The organism is Enterococcus sp. DIV0756 (assembly GCF_051710745.1).
Lineage (GTDB): Bacteria > Bacillota > Bacilli > Lactobacillales > Enterococcaceae > Enterococcus_A.
The window spans coordinates 857534-876850 of the sequence record NZ_JBIOLF010000001.1 but is presented as its reverse complement, the minus strand read 5'-3'; the positions used below and the strand labels follow the sequence as shown (position 1 = coordinate 876850).

The 19317-nt window shown below is 41.2% G+C and carries 21 protein-coding genes; 3 read left to right on the top strand and 18 right to left on the bottom strand.

The window, feature by feature from the left end; genetic code table 11:
• Positions 1 to 29: 29 nt before the first annotated feature.
• From era to IGI44_RS04190, 8 genes are all read right to left on the bottom strand, one after another.
• Complete coding sequence (gene era / locus IGI44_RS04225) at positions 30 to 929, bottom strand: GTPase Era (RefSeq protein WP_438786568.1); 900 nt, start codon at positions 927 to 929, stop codon at positions 30 to 32.
• Between the two features lie 21 nt (positions 930 to 950).
• Positions 951 to 1346, bottom strand: a complete 396-nt coding sequence (locus IGI44_RS04220; protein ID WP_438786567.1) for a diacylglycerol kinase family protein — start codon at positions 1344 to 1346, stop codon at positions 951 to 953.
• Entirely contained in the window at positions 1324 to 1797 is a 474-nt protein-coding gene (ybeY, locus tag IGI44_RS04215; RefSeq protein WP_438786566.1) for an rRNA maturation RNase YbeY, read from the bottom strand. The genes IGI44_RS04220 and ybeY overlap by 23 nt, the downstream gene beginning before the upstream one ends.
• Positions 1797 to 4001, bottom strand: a complete 2205-nt coding sequence (locus IGI44_RS04210) for an HD family phosphohydrolase (RefSeq protein WP_438786565.1) — start codon at positions 3999 to 4001, stop codon at positions 1797 to 1799. Before IGI44_RS04210 ends, ybeY begins: the two co-directional genes overlap by 1 nt.
• Positions 4002 to 4016: 15 nt before the next feature.
• Complete coding sequence (locus IGI44_RS04205; RefSeq protein ID WP_438788916.1) at positions 4017 to 4937, bottom strand: PhoH family protein; 921 nt, start codon at positions 4935 to 4937, stop codon at positions 4017 to 4019.
• A gap of 317 nt (positions 4938 to 5254) precedes the next feature.
• Positions 5255 to 5701 carry a GatB/YqeY domain-containing protein gene (locus IGI44_RS04200; RefSeq protein ID WP_438786564.1) on the bottom strand — a complete coding sequence of 149 codons (447 nt, stop codon included), beginning with the start codon at positions 5699 to 5701 and terminating at the stop codon, positions 5255 to 5257.
• Between the two features lie 21 nt (positions 5702 to 5722).
• Positions 5723 to 5899, bottom strand: coding sequence for a 30S ribosomal protein S21 (rpsU, locus tag IGI44_RS04195; RefSeq protein ID WP_002356740.1), 177 nt, complete (start codon positions 5897 to 5899; stop codon positions 5723 to 5725).
• A gap of 138 nt (positions 5900 to 6037) precedes the next feature.
• Positions 6038 to 6475: a Fur family transcriptional regulator gene (locus IGI44_RS04190; protein ID WP_438786563.1), complete on the bottom strand. Its 438-nt coding sequence runs from the start codon at positions 6473 to 6475 to the stop codon at positions 6038 to 6040.
• A gap of 85 nt (positions 6476 to 6560) precedes the next feature.
• Here IGI44_RS04190 and IGI44_RS04185 point away from each other — a divergent pair, with 85 nt between their 5' ends.
• Positions 6561 to 7415, top strand: coding sequence for a pyruvate, water dikinase regulatory protein (locus IGI44_RS04185; RefSeq protein ID WP_438786562.1), 855 nt, complete (start codon positions 6561 to 6563; stop codon positions 7413 to 7415).
• A 2-nt stretch (positions 7416 to 7417) separates the two neighbouring features.
• Here the strand turns inward: IGI44_RS04185 and IGI44_RS04180 are convergent, their stop codons facing one another.
• From IGI44_RS04180 to IGI44_RS04135, 10 genes are all read right to left on the bottom strand, one after another.
• A complete protein-coding gene (locus IGI44_RS04180) occupies positions 7418 to 8347 on the bottom strand; it encodes a homoserine O-succinyltransferase (protein ID WP_438786561.1) in 930 nt (309 codons plus the stop codon).
• Between the two features lie 3 nt (positions 8348 to 8350).
• Positions 8351 to 9622, bottom strand: coding sequence for an O-acetylhomoserine aminocarboxypropyltransferase/cysteine synthase family protein (locus IGI44_RS04175; protein ID WP_438788915.1), 1272 nt, complete (start codon positions 9620 to 9622; stop codon positions 8351 to 8353).
• A 152-nt stretch (positions 9623 to 9774) separates the two neighbouring features.
• Positions 9775 to 9897: a hypothetical protein gene (locus IGI44_RS04170; RefSeq protein ID WP_438786560.1), complete on the bottom strand. Its 123-nt coding sequence runs from the start codon at positions 9895 to 9897 to the stop codon at positions 9775 to 9777.
• 53 nt (positions 9898 to 9950) lie between these two features.
• Positions 9951 to 10814 carry a homoserine kinase gene (gene thrB, locus IGI44_RS04165; RefSeq protein ID WP_438786559.1) on the bottom strand — a complete coding sequence of 288 codons (864 nt, stop codon included), beginning with the start codon at positions 10812 to 10814 and terminating at the stop codon, positions 9951 to 9953.
• A complete protein-coding gene (gene thrC / locus IGI44_RS04160) occupies positions 10811 to 11869 on the bottom strand; it encodes a threonine synthase (protein ID WP_438786558.1) in 1059 nt (352 codons plus the stop codon). Before thrC ends, thrB begins: the two co-directional genes overlap by 4 nt.
• A 3-nt stretch (positions 11870 to 11872) precedes the next feature.
• Positions 11873 to 13162: a homoserine dehydrogenase gene (locus IGI44_RS04155; protein WP_438786557.1), complete on the bottom strand. Its 1290-nt coding sequence runs from the start codon at positions 13160 to 13162 to the stop codon at positions 11873 to 11875.
• A gap of 127 nt (positions 13163 to 13289) precedes the next feature.
• Positions 13290 to 13577 (bottom strand): ArsR/SmtB family transcription factor, encoded by a 288-nt coding sequence (locus IGI44_RS04150; RefSeq protein ID WP_438786556.1) that lies wholly within the window; start codon positions 13575 to 13577, stop codon positions 13290 to 13292.
• A gap of 18 nt (positions 13578 to 13595) precedes the next feature.
• Positions 13596 to 15320 carry a phospho-sugar mutase gene (locus IGI44_RS04145; protein WP_438786555.1) on the bottom strand — a complete coding sequence of 575 codons (1725 nt, stop codon included), beginning with the start codon at positions 15318 to 15320 and terminating at the stop codon, positions 13596 to 13598.
• Between the two features lie 154 nt (positions 15321 to 15474).
• On the bottom strand, positions 15475 to 16389 hold the full coding sequence (gene trxB / locus IGI44_RS04140) for a thioredoxin-disulfide reductase (protein WP_438786554.1): 915 nt from the start codon (positions 16387 to 16389) through the stop codon (positions 15475 to 15477).
• A 324-nt stretch (positions 16390 to 16713) separates the two neighbouring features.
• Positions 16714 to 16932: a YneF family protein gene (locus IGI44_RS04135; RefSeq protein WP_010740033.1), complete on the bottom strand. Its 219-nt coding sequence runs from the start codon at positions 16930 to 16932 to the stop codon at positions 16714 to 16716.
• Between the two features lie 307 nt (positions 16933 to 17239).
• Between IGI44_RS04135 and proB the strand changes: the two genes are divergently transcribed.
• Both proB and IGI44_RS04125 read left to right on the top strand, forming a co-directional pair.
• Positions 17240 to 18049 carry a glutamate 5-kinase gene (gene proB, locus IGI44_RS04130; RefSeq protein ID WP_438786553.1) on the top strand — a complete coding sequence of 270 codons (810 nt, stop codon included), beginning with the start codon at positions 17240 to 17242 and terminating at the stop codon, positions 18047 to 18049.
• Complete coding sequence (locus IGI44_RS04125; protein WP_438786552.1) at positions 18042 to 19289, top strand: glutamate-5-semialdehyde dehydrogenase; 1248 nt, start codon at positions 18042 to 18044, stop codon at positions 19287 to 19289. The genes proB and IGI44_RS04125 overlap by 8 nt, the downstream gene beginning before the upstream one ends.
• Positions 19290 to 19317: the final 28 nt, after the last annotated feature.

Genomic DNA, 19317 nt, shown 5'->3' with positions numbered 1-19317 from the left:
TCCACGAAGAAATCGTGAAGCTTTGTTTATTAATAGTCGTCTTTACGGTAACCGTAGTCTTGCAGATAAGTTTGTTTATCGCGCCAATCCTTTTGGACTTTGACCCAAAGCTCTAAGTATACCTTGTCAGCTAAAAGCGTCTCAATATCTTTACGAGCCTGCGTCCCAATATTTTTCAACATCTTGCCGCCTTTTCCGATAATGATTCCCTTTTGACTTGTCCGCTCGACAATAATTGTCGCCTGGATATGAACTTTATCGTTCTCATCTCGTTTCATTGACTCTGTTACGACAGCCACTGAATGGGGAACCTCATCACGCGTTAAACTCAAGACTTTTTCACGAATCAACTCAGAAACAATGAAGTATTCTGGATGATCAGTAATTTGATCGTCTGGAAAATATTGTGGTCCTTCATCCATCTGATCAACTAAAACGTCCAACAAGTGTTCGACATTGTTGCCTTCAGTCGCTGAAATCGGGATAATCTCTTTGAAATCCATGATCGTGCGATAATCATCGATGATCGCCAACAGCTCGTCTGGATGAATCGTATCGATTTTATTGATGACCAAGTAAACAGGAACCTCTTGATTGCTTAATCGTTCTAAAATGAAGTCATCCCCGCGCCCGCGTTTTTGATCCGCGCTAACCATGAAAATGATGGCATCAACTTCACGCAAAGCACTATAGGCCATCTCTACCATATAATCACCTAAACGATGCTTGGGCTTATGGATGCCGGGAGTATCAATAAAAACAATTTGTGCTTCTGGTGTTGTATAAACACCTTGAATTTTATTTCTAGTGGTTTGAGCCTTATCGCTCATGATCGCGATTTTTTGACCTACGATACGATTCAACAAGGTTGATTTACCAACATTCGGTCGACCAACGATCGCTACAAACCCTGATTTATGTTCTGACATGTAAAAATTCCCTTCTGATAACTAAAGAAAAAGCTCAATAATTTTTGGTAAAAAGATAATCACACCAACGATTATCGCAAACACTGATGTCACTAAAACAGCTCCGGCTGCCATATCTTTGATTTTCTTGCCGATTGGATGAAAATGGCAATCGGTTACCATGTCTACCACATTCTCAAAAACCGTGTTGATAATCTCCACAATCCAAACGAGAAAGACGGCTAAAAAAATCCAAAGCCATTCTAGCACAGAGACTCCTAATAAAAATGCTACTAGAATCGCCATCAGGCCAAAAACCACATGAGCACGCATATTGCGTTCCTCTTGAAAGACCGTCTTGATCCCTTGAATCGCAAATTCTAATGAGGTGATAAAATGTTTGTTTTTCTCTGTTTTATCTTTTAAGTCCATAGGCATCTAATATCTCTTTCTGCAGACCAAACATCTCTTTTTCGTCCTCAGGAGTCATATGGTCGTACCCATTGATATGCAAAAAACCATGTACAGCTAAAAATCCCAGTTCGCGATCAAAGCTATGCCCATACTCCTCTGCCTGTTCTGCGGCACGTTCCGTAGAAATCATGATGTCGCCTAAATTCCGCGGCATTGGATCTTCCTCATCCATGATGATCGGAACCTCATCTTCACCTTCTTCTTCCAGCGCAAAGCTGATGACGTCAGTCGGTGCGTCCTTGTCGCGATAATCACGATTGATGACTTGGATCGCTGCATTATCCATAAAAGTAACAGACATTTCCGTATCCTTCGGCAACTTTAAATAGTCAGCCGCAAACTGTAATACGCCATCGATTTCTTGAATTTTTTCTTCAGAGACCTGCTCTGTTTCGTCAATAAACGTAATATCCATTACTCTTCCCCTTTTTTCTCTTGCTCTTCTTTCATTTTCTCCGCCTCAGATTGCATTCTCGGATACTTGATTCGTGAATGGAAGGTTGAGCTTAACCCGCTAATCAATGATTTTTCAACGATGCGAATCTCTTTTAAAGTCAATCCAGAATCATCTAACTGACCATCATTGATTCGTTCCTCAATCAGATTATGCACAAACTCCGTAATCTTATCAATCGAAGGATGATCCATCGCTCTAACTGCTGCCTCACAGCTATCTGCAATATTTACAACGCCAGCCTCACGAGTTTGTGGTCTGGGACCTGGATAACGGAAATCTGCTTCTGTTACCTCAGGGTTACGTTCTTTTGCTTTGAAGTAGAAGAATTTCATTAAAGTCGTACCGTGATGCTGATTGCAAATATCAATCACCATTTGCGGCATCTTATACTCTTGCAAAATCTTTGCCCCTTCTATGACATGACCAAAGATAATTTGCTTACTGTCTTCCGGCAACAAGAAATTGTGCGGGTTTTCCGCTCCGGTTGGCAAATTTTCTACGAAGAAATTCGCGTGGCGGATCTTACCGATATCGTGATAATAGCATGCTACTCGCGTTAACAGTGAACGTCCGCCTATTTCTGCTACAGCATTAGCACTTAAATTAGCCACCATCATTGAGTGATGATAGGTGCCTGGGGCTTTTTCCAAAAGTTCTTTTAACAACGGATGGTTCGGATTACTTAACTCATTTAAGGTAATTACGCCGCTGTCAGTGACCAATATTTCAATATACGGTTGAAGACCCATCCCCATAATGAAAGACAGAATACTAGCCGCAAAAGCGCCTAGTAACAATCCCCAAGTCTGCGAATCAGTAAAGGACATCCCTTGATAAATGCTTAGAATGACTGACCACACGATCGGAAAAGCAACAATCCAAAGCATTGCCTGCTTCGCTTGATCGGATAATCGTTTTTGTTTTACCATAACCGCTAACGTACCAGAAAACAGATACGTCATCAAAATGACCGGCAGCATATTTGTTCCAATTGCATTGTAATAAATAAACAACGCAAAAACAGTCTGGAAGACCGCCGACAGGGCGCCTGCCCGTCGATTGACAAAGACTGTCAGGATTAGCGGAATAAATGCCGCTGGAAAGAACAAGGCCAAATTATTAGAACTACCGCCTTGGAAGGATTGTAATATCTTCATAATAAAGACACCAATCGTCATTGTTGCACTATAAAATAAAATAAATCGGACACGTTGAAATTCAACTTCAAACTGGCGACTGTAAAACCACAACAGTACACCTTGCAGAATGGCAGATAAAACCATCGCAATTAAAGGAAAGATCGAGGTGCTGGAGCTAGTCAAACCTAACAGTTTTAACTTATTGATCGCATTTGCATCAATTTGGCTTCCTTCACGAACGATGACTTCTCCTTGATAAATCATTACCGGTTGGACTGAATCACTAGCCTGTTCCTTCAGCTCATCTGTCCGTTTTTGATTTAAGGAATCATTAATAACGATCCCTTTCTCTAATAAGTAGCGCATTGCTTGATTCGATTCGTCTGACATACCTAAGTTTTGGATTTTATCAATCGCTTGCTGCTTGTATTCAGCTAAATCATTTTGACGAATTCGTTTTGCCATTTGTTCATCTAATAATTTCAGGCTTTCCGTTCCGACTTTTGTTAAATCTGCCGAACTTAGTTGAACAACTGCTTGATAAAAGTCCTCTGGCAACTGCTGATAAAAAGTCACTGTATCTTGGTCTAACCCTTCAAAGTTCTTCTTTACCGCGGCTACCCGTTCATCAACTGTTGGCTGTGGAACTTTTTCACCATCTTTAGCCTGCGATACCTTATTTTGATAGCTCTTATCTAACTCGCTATTCGCCCGTTGAATCAACGTGATCAACTGACTGATTCGATCATGTTGGGTCTGAGCCAAGTCGGCTTGATACGTATATTCAGGTGTAACCGCCTCAGCAGCAAGCTGCCGCTTCTGATTGGTCTCTGCTTTGTTTTCGATGGTTTTATTGGCTCGGATACTCTCTGTAGCCACTTGGCCTTCTTTATAGTCAACACTTTTTTGAAGCACACTTGTCAGCATTGCTAAAATCAGAATAAGCGAAAAAGCACCTAAGATGATTGGTATAAATTTTGAACCTAACTTTTTCAGCAAGTTATTGATGGGTTGATTTAACATTCAATTCCCTCCTGACTACTTTTCTTGGCGTCGTAGGTTCTCGTGTTCATACGCTTCGATAATCTCTGCAACGACAGGATGTCGAACGACGTCCCCTGCTTCAAAGTTCACGAAACGGATTTTTTTGATTCCTTTTAAAGTTCTTTCGGCATGAATCAACCCGCTAATCTGGCCTTTCGGTAGATCCACCTGAGAAGTATCCCCGTTGACGATCATCTTAGAATTAAAACCAAGACGCGTCAAAAACATTTTCATTTGTGATATCGTCGTATTTTGGGCCTCATCTAAAATGACAAACGCATCATCTAGCGTACGGCCACGCATATAAGCAAGCGGTGCAATCTCGATCACGCCGCGTTCTAATAAACGATTCGTATGTTCTACTCCAAAAATTTGATGCAAAGCATCGTACATCGGACGTAAATAAGGATCAACCTTTTCCTTCAAATCACCCGGTAAAAAACCTAAACTTTCGCCAGCTTCTACCGCCGGACGCGTTAAAATGATTCGTTGCACTTCGCCCTTTTTCAATGCGGCAATGGCCATAACAATCGCTAAATAAGTTTTCCCCGTTCCGGCTGGTCCAACCCCAAACACAACATCCGATTTCCGAATCGCTGCAATATAACGGCTTTGTCCAATATTTTTAGGCCGAATCGGTTTCCCGTTTCGATCTTTCAATAATTCTTCTTCATACATCATTACAAATTCATCTAAGTGATTGTCACGACCTAACCGTAAAGCAGTCATTACATCTGGTGTCGCTACTTTAATCCCGCGGTCAATCAAAATCTGTAGCGTACGAATAATATCTCCTACTAATTTTGCTTCTTCTTTCGGACCAATGATCTGAATCACTTCACCGCGAGTATTGATTGTCGTCTCTGTATTTTCTTCTAAAAATTTTACATGTTTATCATGGGTTCCTAAAAGCATACTGATGTCATCTTTTCCATCAAGCTTTATTTCTAACGACTCAAAATCGTTGCTATTCAACAAGCGCTCATCCCTTCGTAAATCATTCCCTCTTATAATACCACACTCTAAATAAAAGAAAAATTGTCTAAACTTCTAGTGATTAGGCTAGAAAAAACAAGTGATTTAGACCCCTTCTCCCGTTTAAAACGTCTACTGACAGGTAATAAATATAACTTGATTCTTAGCCTTGCGTTCTTATGTACTTTGAAAGAAGCCGGCCCTGCTTAAAAGCATAAAAAAAAGCTGAGAGACGCTCTCTCAGCTTTCATTATTGCTTACTTGTTTAGAAGCTCCTTAACGATTGCATTGACCTGATTGCCATCGGCTTTGCCTTTGACCTTCGGCATCACTGCGCCCATTACTTTACCAAATTCCTTTGGTGAAGTTGCTCCTGTTGTTGCAATTGCTTCTGTAACGATCGCGCGGACCTCATCTTCAGAAAGTTGAGCCGGCAAATATTTTTCAACAATTACGATTTCCTTTTTGACCTTCTCAGCCAAATCGGCGCGATCAGCTTTTTCAAACTCCGTTAGAGAATCACGACGCTGTTTCATCTCACGAGATAAGACAGTTAATTCTTCTTCGTCATTTAAATCCTGACCTTTTTTGATTTGCTCATTTTGAATCGAAGCTTTAAGCATCCGGATCACTTGCAAAGTCTCTTTGTCTTTTGCTCGCATCGCTTGCTTCATGTCTTCATTCAAGGTAGTAAGTAGTGACAATAGAATCACTCCGTTGACAGACTAGAATTTCTTACGTTTTCTAGCTGCTTCTGATTTTTTCTTACGTTTCACGCTTGGTTTTTCATAAAATTCACGTTTGCGAGATTCTTGTAGAGTCCCTGCTTTTGAAACGGAACGTTTGAAGCGACGAAGAGCATCGTCAAGAGATTCATTTTTACGAACCACTGTTTTTGACATATAAATTCCCTCCCTCCGGGCTTGAAATGTAACCGTTTTTGTTATTGAAATATGTTTTCAATAAACAAGACCGTCCATAAGTCATTATATCGAATGGGCTATTTTGAGTCAAGGTACTGAAGAATTTTAATTCTTAATTTATCCATTAACTTTTTGACATTTTGCACAGCGTCCAAAGAGCTCAAAGCGATGACCTTCGATTTCGCAGCCATCTAGCTGTTCTTTAAAGAAGTTCATGGGACACATATGAATCTCCTTCGTTTCCCCGCAAACTGTACAAATAAAATGGTGATGGTGTTCAAAATTCTCACTACAACTAAAACGAAATTTCATCTCTCCCTGCAATTCGGTATCTTCGATTAGACCGATTTCACAAAATTCTCTAAGGTTTCGGTACACAGTATCATAGCTTAATCCTGGAAATTGCCCATTCAAATGGTCGTAAACCTCGCGGGCAGAAACATAACGATTGGTTTTGATTAAATAGTCTAATAGGGTCTCACGTTTTTTTGTATACTTAAAGCCATTTTCTTTGACCTTCGCCAAAGCTTTCTCTAATAAAGTCGTCTGTACCATGTTATCCCTCATCTCAAAGTGTAATGATTCCGAATAAACAGTATGGTATAATAAATTATTAACGAATGCAAGGGAGTTTTTCTTTATGGATAGCGAAAAACAAAACGAGTTAGTCACTATTTTTATCATCTCCGATTCTGCAGGAGAAACTGCTTCAAAATTGGCACAAGCCTCTATGGCACAATACCCTACCGTAGAATTCTGTCTCTTCCGCCGGACCTTTGTCCACACGGAAGAATTATTGATGAAAGCCTTGAATGATGCGAAAGCTGAAAACGGCATGATCATCTATACCCTGATTGATCCAAAACTATCGAAAATTGCGAAAGAATTTTGCGACAATGAAGACCTCTTCACGATGGATCTACTAAATCCGGTAGTTAGTGAGATTGGTCGGCGTGCACATTTAGAGCCTACTGGAGAGCGTGGCGCGTTACACCATTTAAACGAAAACTATTTCAAACGAATCAAAGCGATGGAATTTGCGGTTAAGTATGATGATGGAAAAGATCCTCGTGGCTTTTTGGAAGCAGATGTCGTGTTACTTGGTGTTTCAAGAACATCAAAAACACCATTGAGTCTTTATCTAGCCAACAAAAATTTGAAGGTTGCCAACTTGCCATTGATTCCGCAGGCACATATTCCTAAGCAGCTTTTTGAGATTGATCCGAAAAAAATCGTTGGACTAACCAACGATCCTGAAGTATTGATTGGTATCCGTAAAGAACGGATGCGGGCTTATGGATTAAATCCAGAAACAGCCTATTCCGATCGCGAAAAAATTCAAGCAGAGCTAAAATTTGCCAATGATCTTTATCACAAATTAGGTTGCGAGATCATAAATGTTGCTACACTTTCGATTGAAGAAACAGCAGCGATGATCATGAGTGCGCTAGATTTAGAAGACCATAGCTATTACTTTATGGAAGAAGAAAGCTGAGATCAGATTGATCTCAGCTTTCTTTCTTTTTGCAATTCACGGATTTTTTCCAAGCGGTAAGGCGTGATTTGATAGACATCATTCAGCCAATTGTGGTAAAACAGATGGGCTTGGGCACGCCAATAATTATAGATTTTGCCATTCTCATAATAATTCGCTGGCTTTGCTGTATCGATGCCACGTTCATGATCACGCAAATATTCTTTTTCTAGGGTGTCGGTGGCATATTCAAAATGCCCCATCAAAAAGACATCGTGCTCATCTTCTGAAATCAGAATGGCCGATCGTTCTTCTTCATCTTTTGCGATCACCTTAATTTTTGCTTGACGCACCTGCTCTTCATTGATTCCTGTATAGCGCGATTGAGGCATCCAAAAACGATCATCAAAGCCTCTAAACAAACGAAATTGATGCTCAATATCTTGTTTGTAGATACCGAATAATTTTTCTCTGAAGGGAACCTTATCTACTCCGAAGTGATAATACAGGCCAGCTTGTGCACCCCAACAAATATGCACGACCGAAGTTACGGATGATTGACTCCACTCCATAATCTCTACTAATTCCGGCCAATAATCAACATCCTCAAAGGCCATCTGCTCCACCGGTGCTCCAGTAATGATTAATCCATCATAGCAAGTCTCTTTTACCTGCGAAAAATCCAAATAGAATTTATCCAAATGATTCTTGCTTGTATGCTTATGTTCGTGACTGGCAACCTTTAAAAAATCCACATCAATCTGTAATGGACTTTGGCTGATCAAACGCAGCAAATGAATTTCAGTGTCGATTTTATTCGGCATCAAATTTAGAATCAACAGTTTTAGTGGTCGGATATCCTGATGTTCAGCCCGAGAGTTATCGATCGCAAAAATATCTTCAGACTCCAAAACAGACTTTGCTGGAAAATCAGGCTCTAAGCGAATCGGCATGAGTTATCCCTCCAATTTATCAAAGGCCTGTTGCAAATCAGCAAGAATATCATTTACATTTTCGATCCCACAAGACAAGCGAACTAACCCTGGGGAGATCCCTGCTTGCTGCAACTCTTCATCTGTTAATTGGCGGTGCGTTGAAGTTGCTGGATGTAACGCACATGTACGAATGTCCGCCACGTGAACTTCTAACGAAACAAGTTCCAACGCATCTAGCCATTTCGCTGCCTGTTCTTTTCCTTCAGCAAATTCAACAGAAATCACGCCACACAATCCGTTAGGGACATATTTTTGCGCCAGCTGATAGTTTTCATCACTTTCCAAGCCGGGATAATACACGTGTTTGATCGCTTTTTGCTCAGTTAAGTATTTCGCTATTGTCACTGCGTTTGCATAATGGCGATCCATCCGAACCGGTAATGTCTCCATCCCTAAATTAAGCAAGAATGAATTTTGCGGTGATGGTGTGGCTCCTAAATCGCGCATTAATTGCACACGTGCTTTGGTGATATACGCTGCTTGGCCAAATTTCTCTGTATAAACGATGCCATGATAGGTTTCATCAGGTTCTGAAAGCTGAGGAAATTTCCCGTTATTCCAGTTAAATTTCCCGCCATCAACGATTACTCCGCCGGTCTGTACCGCATGACCATCTAAATATTTAGTCGTGCTATGAATGACGATATCTGCTCCATACTCGAATGGACGACAGAAGTAAGGTGTCGCAAACGTATTATCAATCAGGAATGGAATGTCTAATTCCTTCGCTAAAGCTGCAAATTTCTCTTGGTCTAACACTTTCACCGCAGGATTAGCGATCGTTTCGCCAAAAATGGCTTTTGTATTTGGTTTTGCTGCTTTCAACAATTCTTCTTTTGAAGCATCTTGATCGACAAATGTCACTTCAATTCCCATTTTTCTAAGGGTATGGGCAAACAGATTGTAGGTCCCGCCATAAATATAGCTAGATGAAATCATATGATCTCCAGCTTCCAAAATATTCAATACCGCATAAAAGGTCGCTGCTTGACCTGACGATGTACACAGAGCACCAACACCGCCTTCAAGCGATGCAATCTTTTCTTCTACTGCACCAGTCGTCGGATTTGCTAGACGTGTATAAAAATACCCCGCCGCTTCCAAATCAAAAAGCTTTCCAATCTCCTCTGTCGAGTCATAGGCATAGGTTGTACTTTGAACGATCGGTAATACTCGTGGTCCTCCATTTTCTGGCTGATATCCTGCATGTAAACACTTTGTTTCAAATTCCATCATTATTCCTCCTACTAGCTTTTTTTGAACACGATTGTTTCTCATAATTTTTTTCTCATACCTAGCATCTTCATTTGTTTTTGTAATATAAAAAACACTCCTGTCTTTTCATAGCTGAAAGGACGGGAGTGCCGTGGTACCACCTTAGTTTATCAGCCTTTCACAAGACTGATCTTTTGTCGCATTGCTGCGAACTGCTGTAACGGGCATTCCCGTGTCTCACTGACAATTGCTCCAAGGCCATCTTCCAACGAATCGCTGCTGCTTCTTCTCAATTACCGAAGCTCTCTGTCAAGTCCGATTGGTTGTACTCTTCTCTTCTACGCAATTAAAATATTTGTACGCCCTCTTTTTCAACAGAAAGCACATCAATCAATGCTTCATGATCAAAGGCTTTCAAGGCCGTGACTAATTTTTCGGTATTCTCAGGCGGTGTCAACACTAGAACAGTCGGGCCTGCCCCACTTAAAAAGCTACCATAACCGCCATAAGCTTTACAAAATTCTCTGATCTTTTTCAGATGCGGAACCAGATGTTGGCGATGACTTTCATGTAAGATATCTTTTTCCATCATTTTTCCAGCTAGTGGCAAATTACCATTCAAAACTGCTGCGATCATTACATTGCCAATCGAGCTGGCTTTGACCGCATCGCGATAAGATAGCTCTTTCGGTAAAACTGAACGGCTTTCCGAAGTCAGCAGCTCATGATTAGGAATAAAAGCAATCACATCGCAATCAGGAAAGGTATGCTTCACGAAATTTACTTCATCGTTGTTGTAGCTTGCCACTACAAAGTCTCCGCAAATCGCTGGAGCCACATTGTCTGGATGACCTTCAATCTTAGTCGCATACGTCACTTTTTGTTGCGGTGTCATTCCTAAATTGCCCAAACGATTGGCTAATTCAATCCCTGCTACAACAACAGAAGAACTGCTTCCTAATCCGCGAGCGATCGGAATATCTGACATCATTGTCAACTGGTGAGGTTTCAATTTAGGTGCTAAATCTAAAGCTGTTTGAACTAATAGATTCTTCTCATCTGATGGAATGTTGCTGCCCAACTGATGATTAATTTGCCATTTTTTAGTTTCCGGACCAATATCGATCGTCAAATACTGAGACAACGCGATCCCACACGAATCAAAGCCGGGGCCTAAATTGGCGCTGGTTGCTGGGACGCGGATTTTCATAGAGACGCCACTCCTTCACGTAAGTGTCGGCGCATATCCTCCAAATCACTCATCTTATTGATTTTGATGTCGGTTTCGTTGATTGCGGTATCCGGATCTTTCAACCCGTTTCCAGTAAAGACTGTTACGACAGTTTCGCCTGGTTTAATCCGTCCGTTTTTCACGTGCTGGATCACACCCGCTAAAGAAGCGGCTGAACCTGGTTCCACAAAAACACCTTCTTGAGAAGCGACCTTGCGATACGCATTTAAGATCTCTTCATCTGTTACAGAATCAATATACCCATTCGATTCATCACGAGCCGCTTCGGCTAATTTCCAGCTAGCAGGATTACCGATCCGAATCGCAGTTGCCACTGTTTCTGGCTGCTCAATGACTTTTCCTTGAACAATCGCCGCGGCACCCTCTGCTTCGAAACCGTGCATCCGTGGCAATTCTGTACCTTTTTTCTCATGCCATTCTTTGAAGCCTTTCCAATAGGCAGAAATATTTCCGGCGTTCCCAACAGGAATTGCCAATACATCTGGTGCTTTTTCCAATTGTTCGCAAATTTCAAACGCCGCTGTTTTTTGTCCTTCTAAACGATAAGGATTCACTGAATTTACTAAAGCAACCGCTTCTGTTTCCGCAATATCACGAACCGCTTTTAATGCTTCATCAAAGTTACCAGGGATTGAAATGATGTCTGCACCGTAAGCAATCGCTTGAGCCAATTTACCCATTGCAATCTTTCCGTCAGGAATGACAACGTATGCTTTAATCCCTGCACGAGTAGCGTAGGCAGCTGCTGCGGCACTCGTATTACCAGTTGAAGCGCAGATAATTGCTTTTGCACCATCTTCCACAGCTTTAGCCACAGCCATTACCATTCCACGATCCTTGAAAGAACCTGTCGGATTTAAACCTTCATATTTTCCATAAAGGGTGATCCCTAATTCTTTTGATAGATTTTTTAAAGGAATCAGTGGTGTATTCCCTTCAGCCAATGCGATTTGAGGCGTTTTATCAGTAATTGGTAAATACTCTTTGTATTGTTTTAATAGACCTTCGTACATGTTTTACTCCCCCATAACTTTCATCAATGACAATAATTTATAATTTGTTTTTTCTTTGATTTCATGTTGAATCGTTTCCATCTTCGTTTCAGAAGTCTCATGTGTAATCAAAACTACCCGTGCGTTCTCTCCGTCACCCTTTTCTTGGACGACTTGTTCAAAGCCAACTTTGGTGTCCGTCATGATTTCAGCCAGTTTCAAAAATTGACCTGGCTCATCAGGCATTTCCAACGATAAGAAGTACTTGCTGATTGTTTCATCTGGTGAAGTAATTTTAGTTGGCTGTGTGTATCCAGTAAAACGATGCCCAACCGTATTCTTCTTCATCTTATTAACGATCGTCATTAAATCGGCCACAATGCTCGTTGCAGTTGGTCGTGCTCCAGCTCCTGGACCATAATACATCGATTCGCCAATTCCAGAGCTCTTAACAAAAACAGCGTTCATTTCGTTGTGGATCGAAGCAAGCGGATGTTCGTGAGGGACTAAAACAGGTCCAACTTCCACAGATATCGTATCCTCTTGTTTAATCGTTGACCCAATCAGTTTCACTGTATAGCCTAGTTGATCAGCAATCGACACATCTTCTGCCGCTAAACCACGAATTCCTTTAATCTTGACTTGATCCATTGTGATAGACATTCCAAAAGCAAATTTGCTCAAGATAACCATTTTATACGCGGCATCTATACCGTCCACATCATTGGTCGGATCGCTTTCTGCAAAGCCTAGCTCTTGCGCTTCTTTCAGTGTTTCGTCGTACGTACGATGCTCTTGAACCATTTTAGTTAGCATATAGTTTGTCGTTCCATTGACGATTCCTAGTACTTCGGTGATATCATCTGCCGCTAAACTATTCGCAATCGTCCGTAAAATCGGAATACCGCCGGCAACACTGGCTTCATAATACAGATTACGTTGTTGCTCGCGTGCCAAATTGACTAATTCTGTTCCATGCTGGGCAAGTAAGTCCTTGTTCGCAGTGACAACATTTTTTCCCGCCATCAATGCTTGCTTGATGAATGTTTTAGCTGGTTCGATGCGCCCCATTACTTCTACTACAATAGAAATTTCTGGATCATTTAAAATTGCTTCTAATTCCGTGACCAGTTCTAGCTGGTATTTTTCCGCTAGCGCCTTTTTATCTTCTTGTGGTCGGATCAAGGCTTTCGTTACAACCAAGGGGCCGCCAATACTTTTTTCGATTTTATCTTTATGATCTGCCAAAATTTCTAAGACACCGGTACCGACTACACCTAAACCTAGTAGACCTACCTTGACTGCTTTTTCCATAATTCGCCTCCATTAAATTACATTCATATTAAAAGTAATTTCATCATATTCTAATAGTTAGCTATCAGTATAACAAAATTTCTGCAAAAAAAAAGAGCTTTTCCAAAAATTTTGGAAAAGCTCGCCTTTAATGATGCGTAACGTGACGAAAGGTTTGCTCTAAAACATCTAAGACGTGCTGATCGTCCAAGCTATAAAGCATAGCTTTCCCATCACGACGTGCTTTGACTAAGCGATTGTCACGTAATAATTTTAATTGATGAGAAACTGCTGACTGTTCCATGCCCAGTGTTTCACTGATAGATGAAACATTCCGTTCTCCCTCTTTTAAAAACATCAAAATTTTTAACCGTGTCGGATCACTCAAGATTTTAAAAAAATGACTGACCGCTTGTACTTCTTCGTGTTCCTTCATTTATAGCCCTCATTTACTCTATTCGGCAATTTTACGGATAGCTGTTTCATACGCGGCGATTTTTTCTGCAGCTGCGTCATGAGAATCCCCTTTAACACCGATATAGAATTTGATTTTTGGTTCTGTACCAGAAGGACGAACCGCGATCCAGGTTTCATCTGCCAACGTATACTTCAAGACATCTGAAGCCGGCATATCGATTGCTGTTTCTACTCCATCAGCGGTAACTGCTTTCGATGTTTTGAAGTCTTCAGTCAGCGTAACCGCAACTTCTGCAAATGTCTTCGGTGCTTCTTTGCGCAGGTTACCCATGATCGTCTTAATTTGCTCAGCTCCTTCAGCACCACTCAAAGTAACGGAAATCGTTTTTTCAGCGTAATAACCGTATTCTTCGAAGATGTCTTGCAAGCCATCATACAATGTTTTGCCTTGTTTTTTATAATAAGCAGCTACTTCTGCTAATAAGACTAAGGCTTGGATCGCATCCTTGTCACGTACAAAGGATTTGATCAAATAACCATAGCTTTCTTCAAAGCCGAACATGAATGTTTGCGAATGGTCATCTTCATATTGTTGGATTTTTTCAGCAATAAATTTAAAGCCAGTCAATACATCAACCATCTTCACATGATAAGAATCCGCGATCGTTGTTGCTAATTCACTTGATACGATTGATTTCAAGACTACCGCATTTTCTGGTAAAGTCCCTGCTTGCTTGTGTGCCTCTAAGATGTAACGAATCATAATGGCACCGATTTGGTTCCCAGTTAATACTTCATAACGACCGTCAGGTAAACGAACCGCCGCGCCAAGACGATCGGCATCTGGATCAGTTGCAATTAATAAGTCTGCTCCTTCTTGCTCGCCTAGCTTGATCGCATATTCAAAAGCAGAATGTTCTTCTGGATTTGGTGATTTAACTGTTGAGAAGTTTGGATCAGCGATCGCTTGTTCAGGAACTAAAACAAATTTTTCAAAGCCCGCTTGTTTCAGCGCTTTTTCGCCAAGCATTTTCCCTGTTCCATGTAATGGGGTGTAAACTAATTTTAGTTCTTTGCCCATTTCATTAATCAGTTCTTGATTAATCGTTACAGACTTGATTTCTTTCAAATATTCTGTGTCGACCTCGTCGCCAATAATGTTGATCAGACCGCTATGTTCGACTTCATCATCGGAAAGGACTTCAACTTCTAATGGATTTTCCACATCACGAACAAATTTGGTCAGTGCATCTGCATCTTCAGGCGGCATTTGGCCCCCGTCTTCGCCGTAGACTTTATAGCCGTTATATTCTGCTGGGTTGTGAGAAGCTGTAATCATAATTCCAGTAAAGGCATTTTCAAAACGTACGGCAAACGATAATTCTGGTGTTGGACGTAGGCTTTCGAATACGTATGAAGGAATATCATGCTTCGCTAATGTTTTCGCAGCTTCCATCGCAAATTCTGGTGACATGTGGCGTGAATCATAAGCAATCGCCACGCCGCGACGTTTTGTTTCGGGATCCTGCGTATCCATGAAACGAGCCAAACCTTCAGTCGCCTGACGAATGGTAAAAATGTTCATCCGATTAACACCGGGGCCTAAAATACCACGCATACCTGCAGTTCCAAATTCTAATGGTTTATAAAACGCATCTTTTTTCAACTCTGGGTCTTCGCCTAAGTCTTGTAATTCTTTACGCATTTTTTCATCTAATTTATCTGAATCAATCCATTGTTCATAAACTTGTTCCCAAGACATGAAACACACCTCTTTCAAAATTTTTCTTACCATTTAAGTATACCATTACTGTTATATTCAGCAAAGAAAACTTGTATCTTGTCCTGTTAGAAAAATCTGCTTAGAGATAAAAAAGAAGAAGGTAAATGAGCTCTGCCTTCTTCTCAAAAATCAATTAATTTTGTGCTTCGATATATTTGTAAACCTGTTGACCAGCAATTCCACCTTCACCGACAGCTGTCGTGATTTGACGCAAGTCTTTTTCACGAGCATCACCAATCGCAAAGACACCAGGAATTTTCGTCTTCATTTCATGATCAGTTTCGATCCAACCAGCAGCGTTTGTAATACCGCTGTTTTTAAATGGTTCAGTCAATGGTTCTAAGCCAACATAGATGAACGCGCCATCTGCTGGTTCCAAATGAACTTCACCCGTTTTTACATTACGGATTTGAGCACCTGTTACAACCATTTCGTTTCCAACGATTTCTTCCACCACACTATCCCAAATAAATGAGATTTTTTCATTTGCAAATGCACGATCTTGAATAATCTTTTGTGCACGCAATTCGTCACGACGATGAACAATGACTACTTCAGAAGCAAAGCGAGTTAAATAAATTGCTTCTTCAACAGCTGAGTCTCCACCACCGACAACAATCAGGCGTTTGTTGCGGAAAAAGGCTCCATCACACACGGCACAATAAGAAACACCCCGACCCGCAAATGATTCTTCACCTGGCACGCCAAGTTTACGATGAACACACCCAGTCGCAACAATGATCGTCTTGGCTTGGTAGCTTTTATCTTCCGTAATGACTTCCTTATAATCACCATGATCCTTGATATCTTGAACGATGCCATAAGCATTCTCCGTGCCAAATTTCGTGACACCGTCATACATTTTCATTGCAAGTTCTGGACCCATGATAGATTCAAACCCAGGATAATTCTCAATTTCTGCGGTGTTGTTCATTTGTCCGCCTGGCGCACCACGTTCAATCAACAGAACTTTTAGATTCGAACGTGAAGCATATAAGGCTGCGGTCATCCCTGCAGGACCCGCGCCGATAACTATTACATCATACATTCAGACATTCCTCCCATTCGCCTATACTTTACAACCCAAACTATCTTCTGTCGACAAATCTGCTTACTAAATGTAACCTTCTCATGAAGCTGTGTGTTTTCCTAGAACAATCACCTCTGCAAATTCGCAGCTAACTCAGTAATAAGGAAATTCATTTTCCAAAAAACAGGGAAAATGAGCGTTTTTTCGTACGCATATCTTTCTGCTAGACATCACACTTCATGCATTTCTTTCAATTACTAACAAACTTCGTGCTTTAATACTGCGAAAAGCAGAACAGATAAAAAGAAGGGCAACCACCCTGCGATGATTGTCCTTTCAAAATTATTGTTGGTTTTTCATTTGCTGCATCATTTGACGAACTTTTTTCTCTGAAGGTTTTTGCCCCATCGACATCATCATCTGACGTAACATATCCTCGTTGATTGGAGGATTCTTTTTGAAATAGTCTTGCATATATTTACGGGCTAAGAAGAAACCGCCGACAGCACCTAATAGTGCAGCGATTACTGCGATTAATACTACAATTCCAGTTGATACCATTTTCACCGCTCCTTTCCTGACACATTCTCGTATATTTTACTAAAAGATCCCCTAAAAGAAAAGCTGTTTTAAGAAACTTCAAATCAAACCAACAGATTTTTAGTCCAATCTTATCAATTAACTTGTAAAGATCCCTTCTTTCTTTTTACGACACCTGTACGCTTTATTACACTTAATTCACTTGAAATTGTGCAACATTCAAAAACATTTCCAATAAATTTTAAATAATTGATGAAATATCGATTAGAATATGCTAAAATGCAAAACAATATCTTCCTCGCTGGTGGCTAAGTGAAGAGGTGGAAACATGAGAGATTTTTTAAGATCCGTCAATCGGATCGTGGTGAAGATCGGGACGAGTTCCCTGATCCATCCAAACGGCAAGATCAATTTCGCTGGAATTGATCAATTAGCATTCGTATTAACTGACCTTCGAAATCAAGGCAAAGAAATAATATTGGTCTCTTCTGGTGCGATCGGCGTCGGAATGGACAAACTTAGAATCCCTGAACGGCCACAGGAAATTCCTGTGCAGCAAGCAGTTGCAGCCGTTGGTCAATCTGAATTGATGCACATCTACAACCAACGTTTTTTAGTCTATAGTCAACAAACTGCTCAAGTTTTATTGACTCGAGATGTGGTAGATTTTCCCGAAAGCCGAAAAAATGTCATCAATACACTAGAACAGCTCATTTCAATGGGGATCGTTCCGATCATTAATGAGAATGACACGGTAGCAGTTGATGAAATGGATCATACGCGAAAATTTGGAGACAATGATGAACTATCCGCAATCGTCGCACAATTGATGGAAGCAGATGTGCTGATTATGTTGAGTGACATTGACGGTTTTTATTCAGACAATCCATCAACAAACAAACACGCAATTTTATACTCGACTATTTCAACCATCAATCAAACGTTGATGGATCAAGCCGGCGGTGAAGGCAGCCGCTTCGGTACAGGTGGAATGGTTAGCAAATTGAAAGCGGCCCAACGAATTTTAGAAGCAAAAAGTGCCATGGTTTTAGCCAATGGGAAACCTCCCAGAATAATTTTTGATATTTTAGCTGGTGTTGAAGTCGGAACATTATTTAAGGAGGAAAAACATGGGTAACCTAATGAATACTTTAGGGCAGAAGAGCCGCTCCGCTGCACAACAATTAGGCCAGTTGGAAACCGCTCAGAAAAATGACTGCTTGATGCAGATGGCTCAAGATTTGGTAAACAATGCCGCAGCCATTTTGACTGCGAATCAACAAGATCTATGTCAAGCAAAGGACAATGGAATTCCTGATCCAATGATTGACCGTTTACGTTTGACTGATGAAAGAATCAAAGAAATGGCTGAAGGGATTCGGCAAGTTGCTGCATTGCCTGACCCAATCGGTGTGGTGGAAAAAATGTGGCGGACCGAAGATCAGCTGATGGTCGGCCAACAGCGCGTTCCGTTAGGTGTGATCGGAATCATCTTCGAGTCGCGACCAAATGTGACGACAGATGCGGCTAGTCTATGTTTTAAATCAGGCAATGCAGTCATTCTGCGTGGTGGTAAGGAAGCCTTTCATTCAAATCAATCATTAGTCGAGCTGATGCAAAAGACACTGCGCAGCTGTCAGCTGCATCCGGCTATGATTCAGTTTGTCAGTGACACTTCACATGACGTCGCGAATGAGATGATGCGCTTAAACGACTACTTGGATGTGTTGATTCCTCGTGGCGGTGCAGGCTTGATTGAACGCGTAAAAAACAGCGCGACAGTTCCAGTGATTGAAACCGGGACGGGCAACAATCACGTGTATGTTGATTCTGCCGCACAATTGGACATGGCGCTTAACATTGTAAAAAATGCAAAGGTGCAACGTCCCTCCGTTTGTAACGCGATCGAAACATTGCTCGTTCACAACGAAATCGCAGCAGAGTTCTTACCTCTGATAGAAAAAGAATTGACACCATTAGTTACTTTACGCGGTGATGCAGAGGCGTTAAAGCATTTGAAACAGGCGGATTTAGCAACTGAAGCAGACTGGGCAACCGAATTCTTGGACTATATCTTGGCAATCAAGGTCGTTTCTTCCATCGAGGAAGCAATTGAACACATCAATTACTATAACTCCAAACATTCCGAGGCAATCGTAACGGATAGCTATCATAACGGGCAACAATTCTTGAAAGAGGTTGATGCTGCAGCCGTCTATATCAACGCCTCGACCCGTTTCACAGATGGCTTCAAGTTTGGCTTTGGTGCGGAGATCGGCATCTCTACTCAAAAACTGCATGCCCGCGGACCTATGGGATTAGAGCATTTGACTTCCAGCAAATACATTATTTATGGCGATGGACAGGTTAGAGAATAAGGTTAAAAGCACCTGCTCAATAGGTTGA

Excerpts from the sequence above, each read along its gene's own strand:
- IGI44_RS04175 (WP_438788915.1), bottom strand. The coding sequence starts at position 9,622 with ATGGAATTTGAAACAAAGTGTTTACATGCAGGATATCAGCCAGAAAAT.
- IGI44_RS04210 (WP_438786565.1), bottom strand. The coding sequence starts at position 4,001 with ATGTTAAATCAACCCATCAATAACTTGCTGAAAAAGTTAGGTTCAAAA.
- rpsU (WP_002356740.1), bottom strand. The coding sequence starts at position 5,899 with ATGTCAAAAACAGTGGTTCGTAAAAATGAATCTCTTGACGATGCTCTT.
- IGI44_RS04190 (WP_438786563.1), bottom strand. The coding sequence starts at position 6,475 with ATGGTACAGACGACTTTATTAGAGAAAGCTTTGGCGAAGGTCAAAGAA.
- era (WP_438786568.1), bottom strand. The coding sequence starts at position 929 with ATGTCAGAACATAAATCAGGGTTTGTAGCGATCGTTGGTCGACCGAAT.
- IGI44_RS04125 (WP_438786552.1), top strand. The coding sequence starts at position 18,042 with ATGGGTAACCTAATGAATACTTTAGGGCAGAAGAGCCGCTCCGCTGCA.
- IGI44_RS04205 (WP_438788916.1), bottom strand. The coding sequence starts at position 4,937 with ATGCTTTTAGGAACCCATGATAAACATGTAAAATTTTTAGAAGAAAAT.
- IGI44_RS04150 (WP_438786556.1), bottom strand. The coding sequence starts at position 13,577 with ATGAAGGAACACGAAGAAGTACAAGCGGTCAGTCATTTTTTTAAAATC.
- ybeY (WP_438786566.1), bottom strand. The coding sequence starts at position 1,797 with ATGGATATTACGTTTATTGACGAAACAGAGCAGGTCTCTGAAGAAAAA.
- thrC (WP_438786558.1), bottom strand. The coding sequence starts at position 11,869 with ATGTACGAAGGTCTATTAAAACAATACAAAGAGTATTTACCAATTACT.
- thrB (WP_438786559.1), bottom strand. The coding sequence starts at position 10,814 with ATGAAAATCCGCGTCCCAGCAACCAGCGCCAATTTAGGCCCCGGCTTT.
- IGI44_RS04220 (WP_438786567.1), bottom strand. The coding sequence starts at position 1,346 with ATGCCTATGGACTTAAAAGATAAAACAGAGAAAAACAAACATTTTATC.
- IGI44_RS04185 (WP_438786562.1), top strand. The coding sequence starts at position 6,561 with ATGGATAGCGAAAAACAAAACGAGTTAGTCACTATTTTTATCATCTCC.
- IGI44_RS04180 (WP_438786561.1), bottom strand. The coding sequence starts at position 8,347 with ATGCCGATTCGCTTAGAGCCTGATTTTCCAGCAAAGTCTGTTTTGGAG.
- proB (WP_438786553.1), top strand. The coding sequence starts at position 17,240 with ATGAGAGATTTTTTAAGATCCGTCAATCGGATCGTGGTGAAGATCGGG.
- IGI44_RS04155 (WP_438786557.1), bottom strand. The coding sequence starts at position 13,162 with ATGGAAAAAGCAGTCAAGGTAGGTCTACTAGGTTTAGGTGTAGTCGGT.
- IGI44_RS04135 (WP_010740033.1), bottom strand. The coding sequence starts at position 16,932 with ATGGTATCAACTGGAATTGTAGTATTAATCGCAGTAATCGCTGCACTA.
- IGI44_RS04145 (WP_438786555.1), bottom strand. The coding sequence starts at position 15,320 with ATGTCTTGGGAACAAGTTTATGAACAATGGATTGATTCAGATAAATTA.
- trxB (WP_438786554.1), bottom strand. The coding sequence starts at position 16,389 with ATGTATGATGTAATAGTTATCGGCGCGGGTCCTGCAGGGATGACCGCA.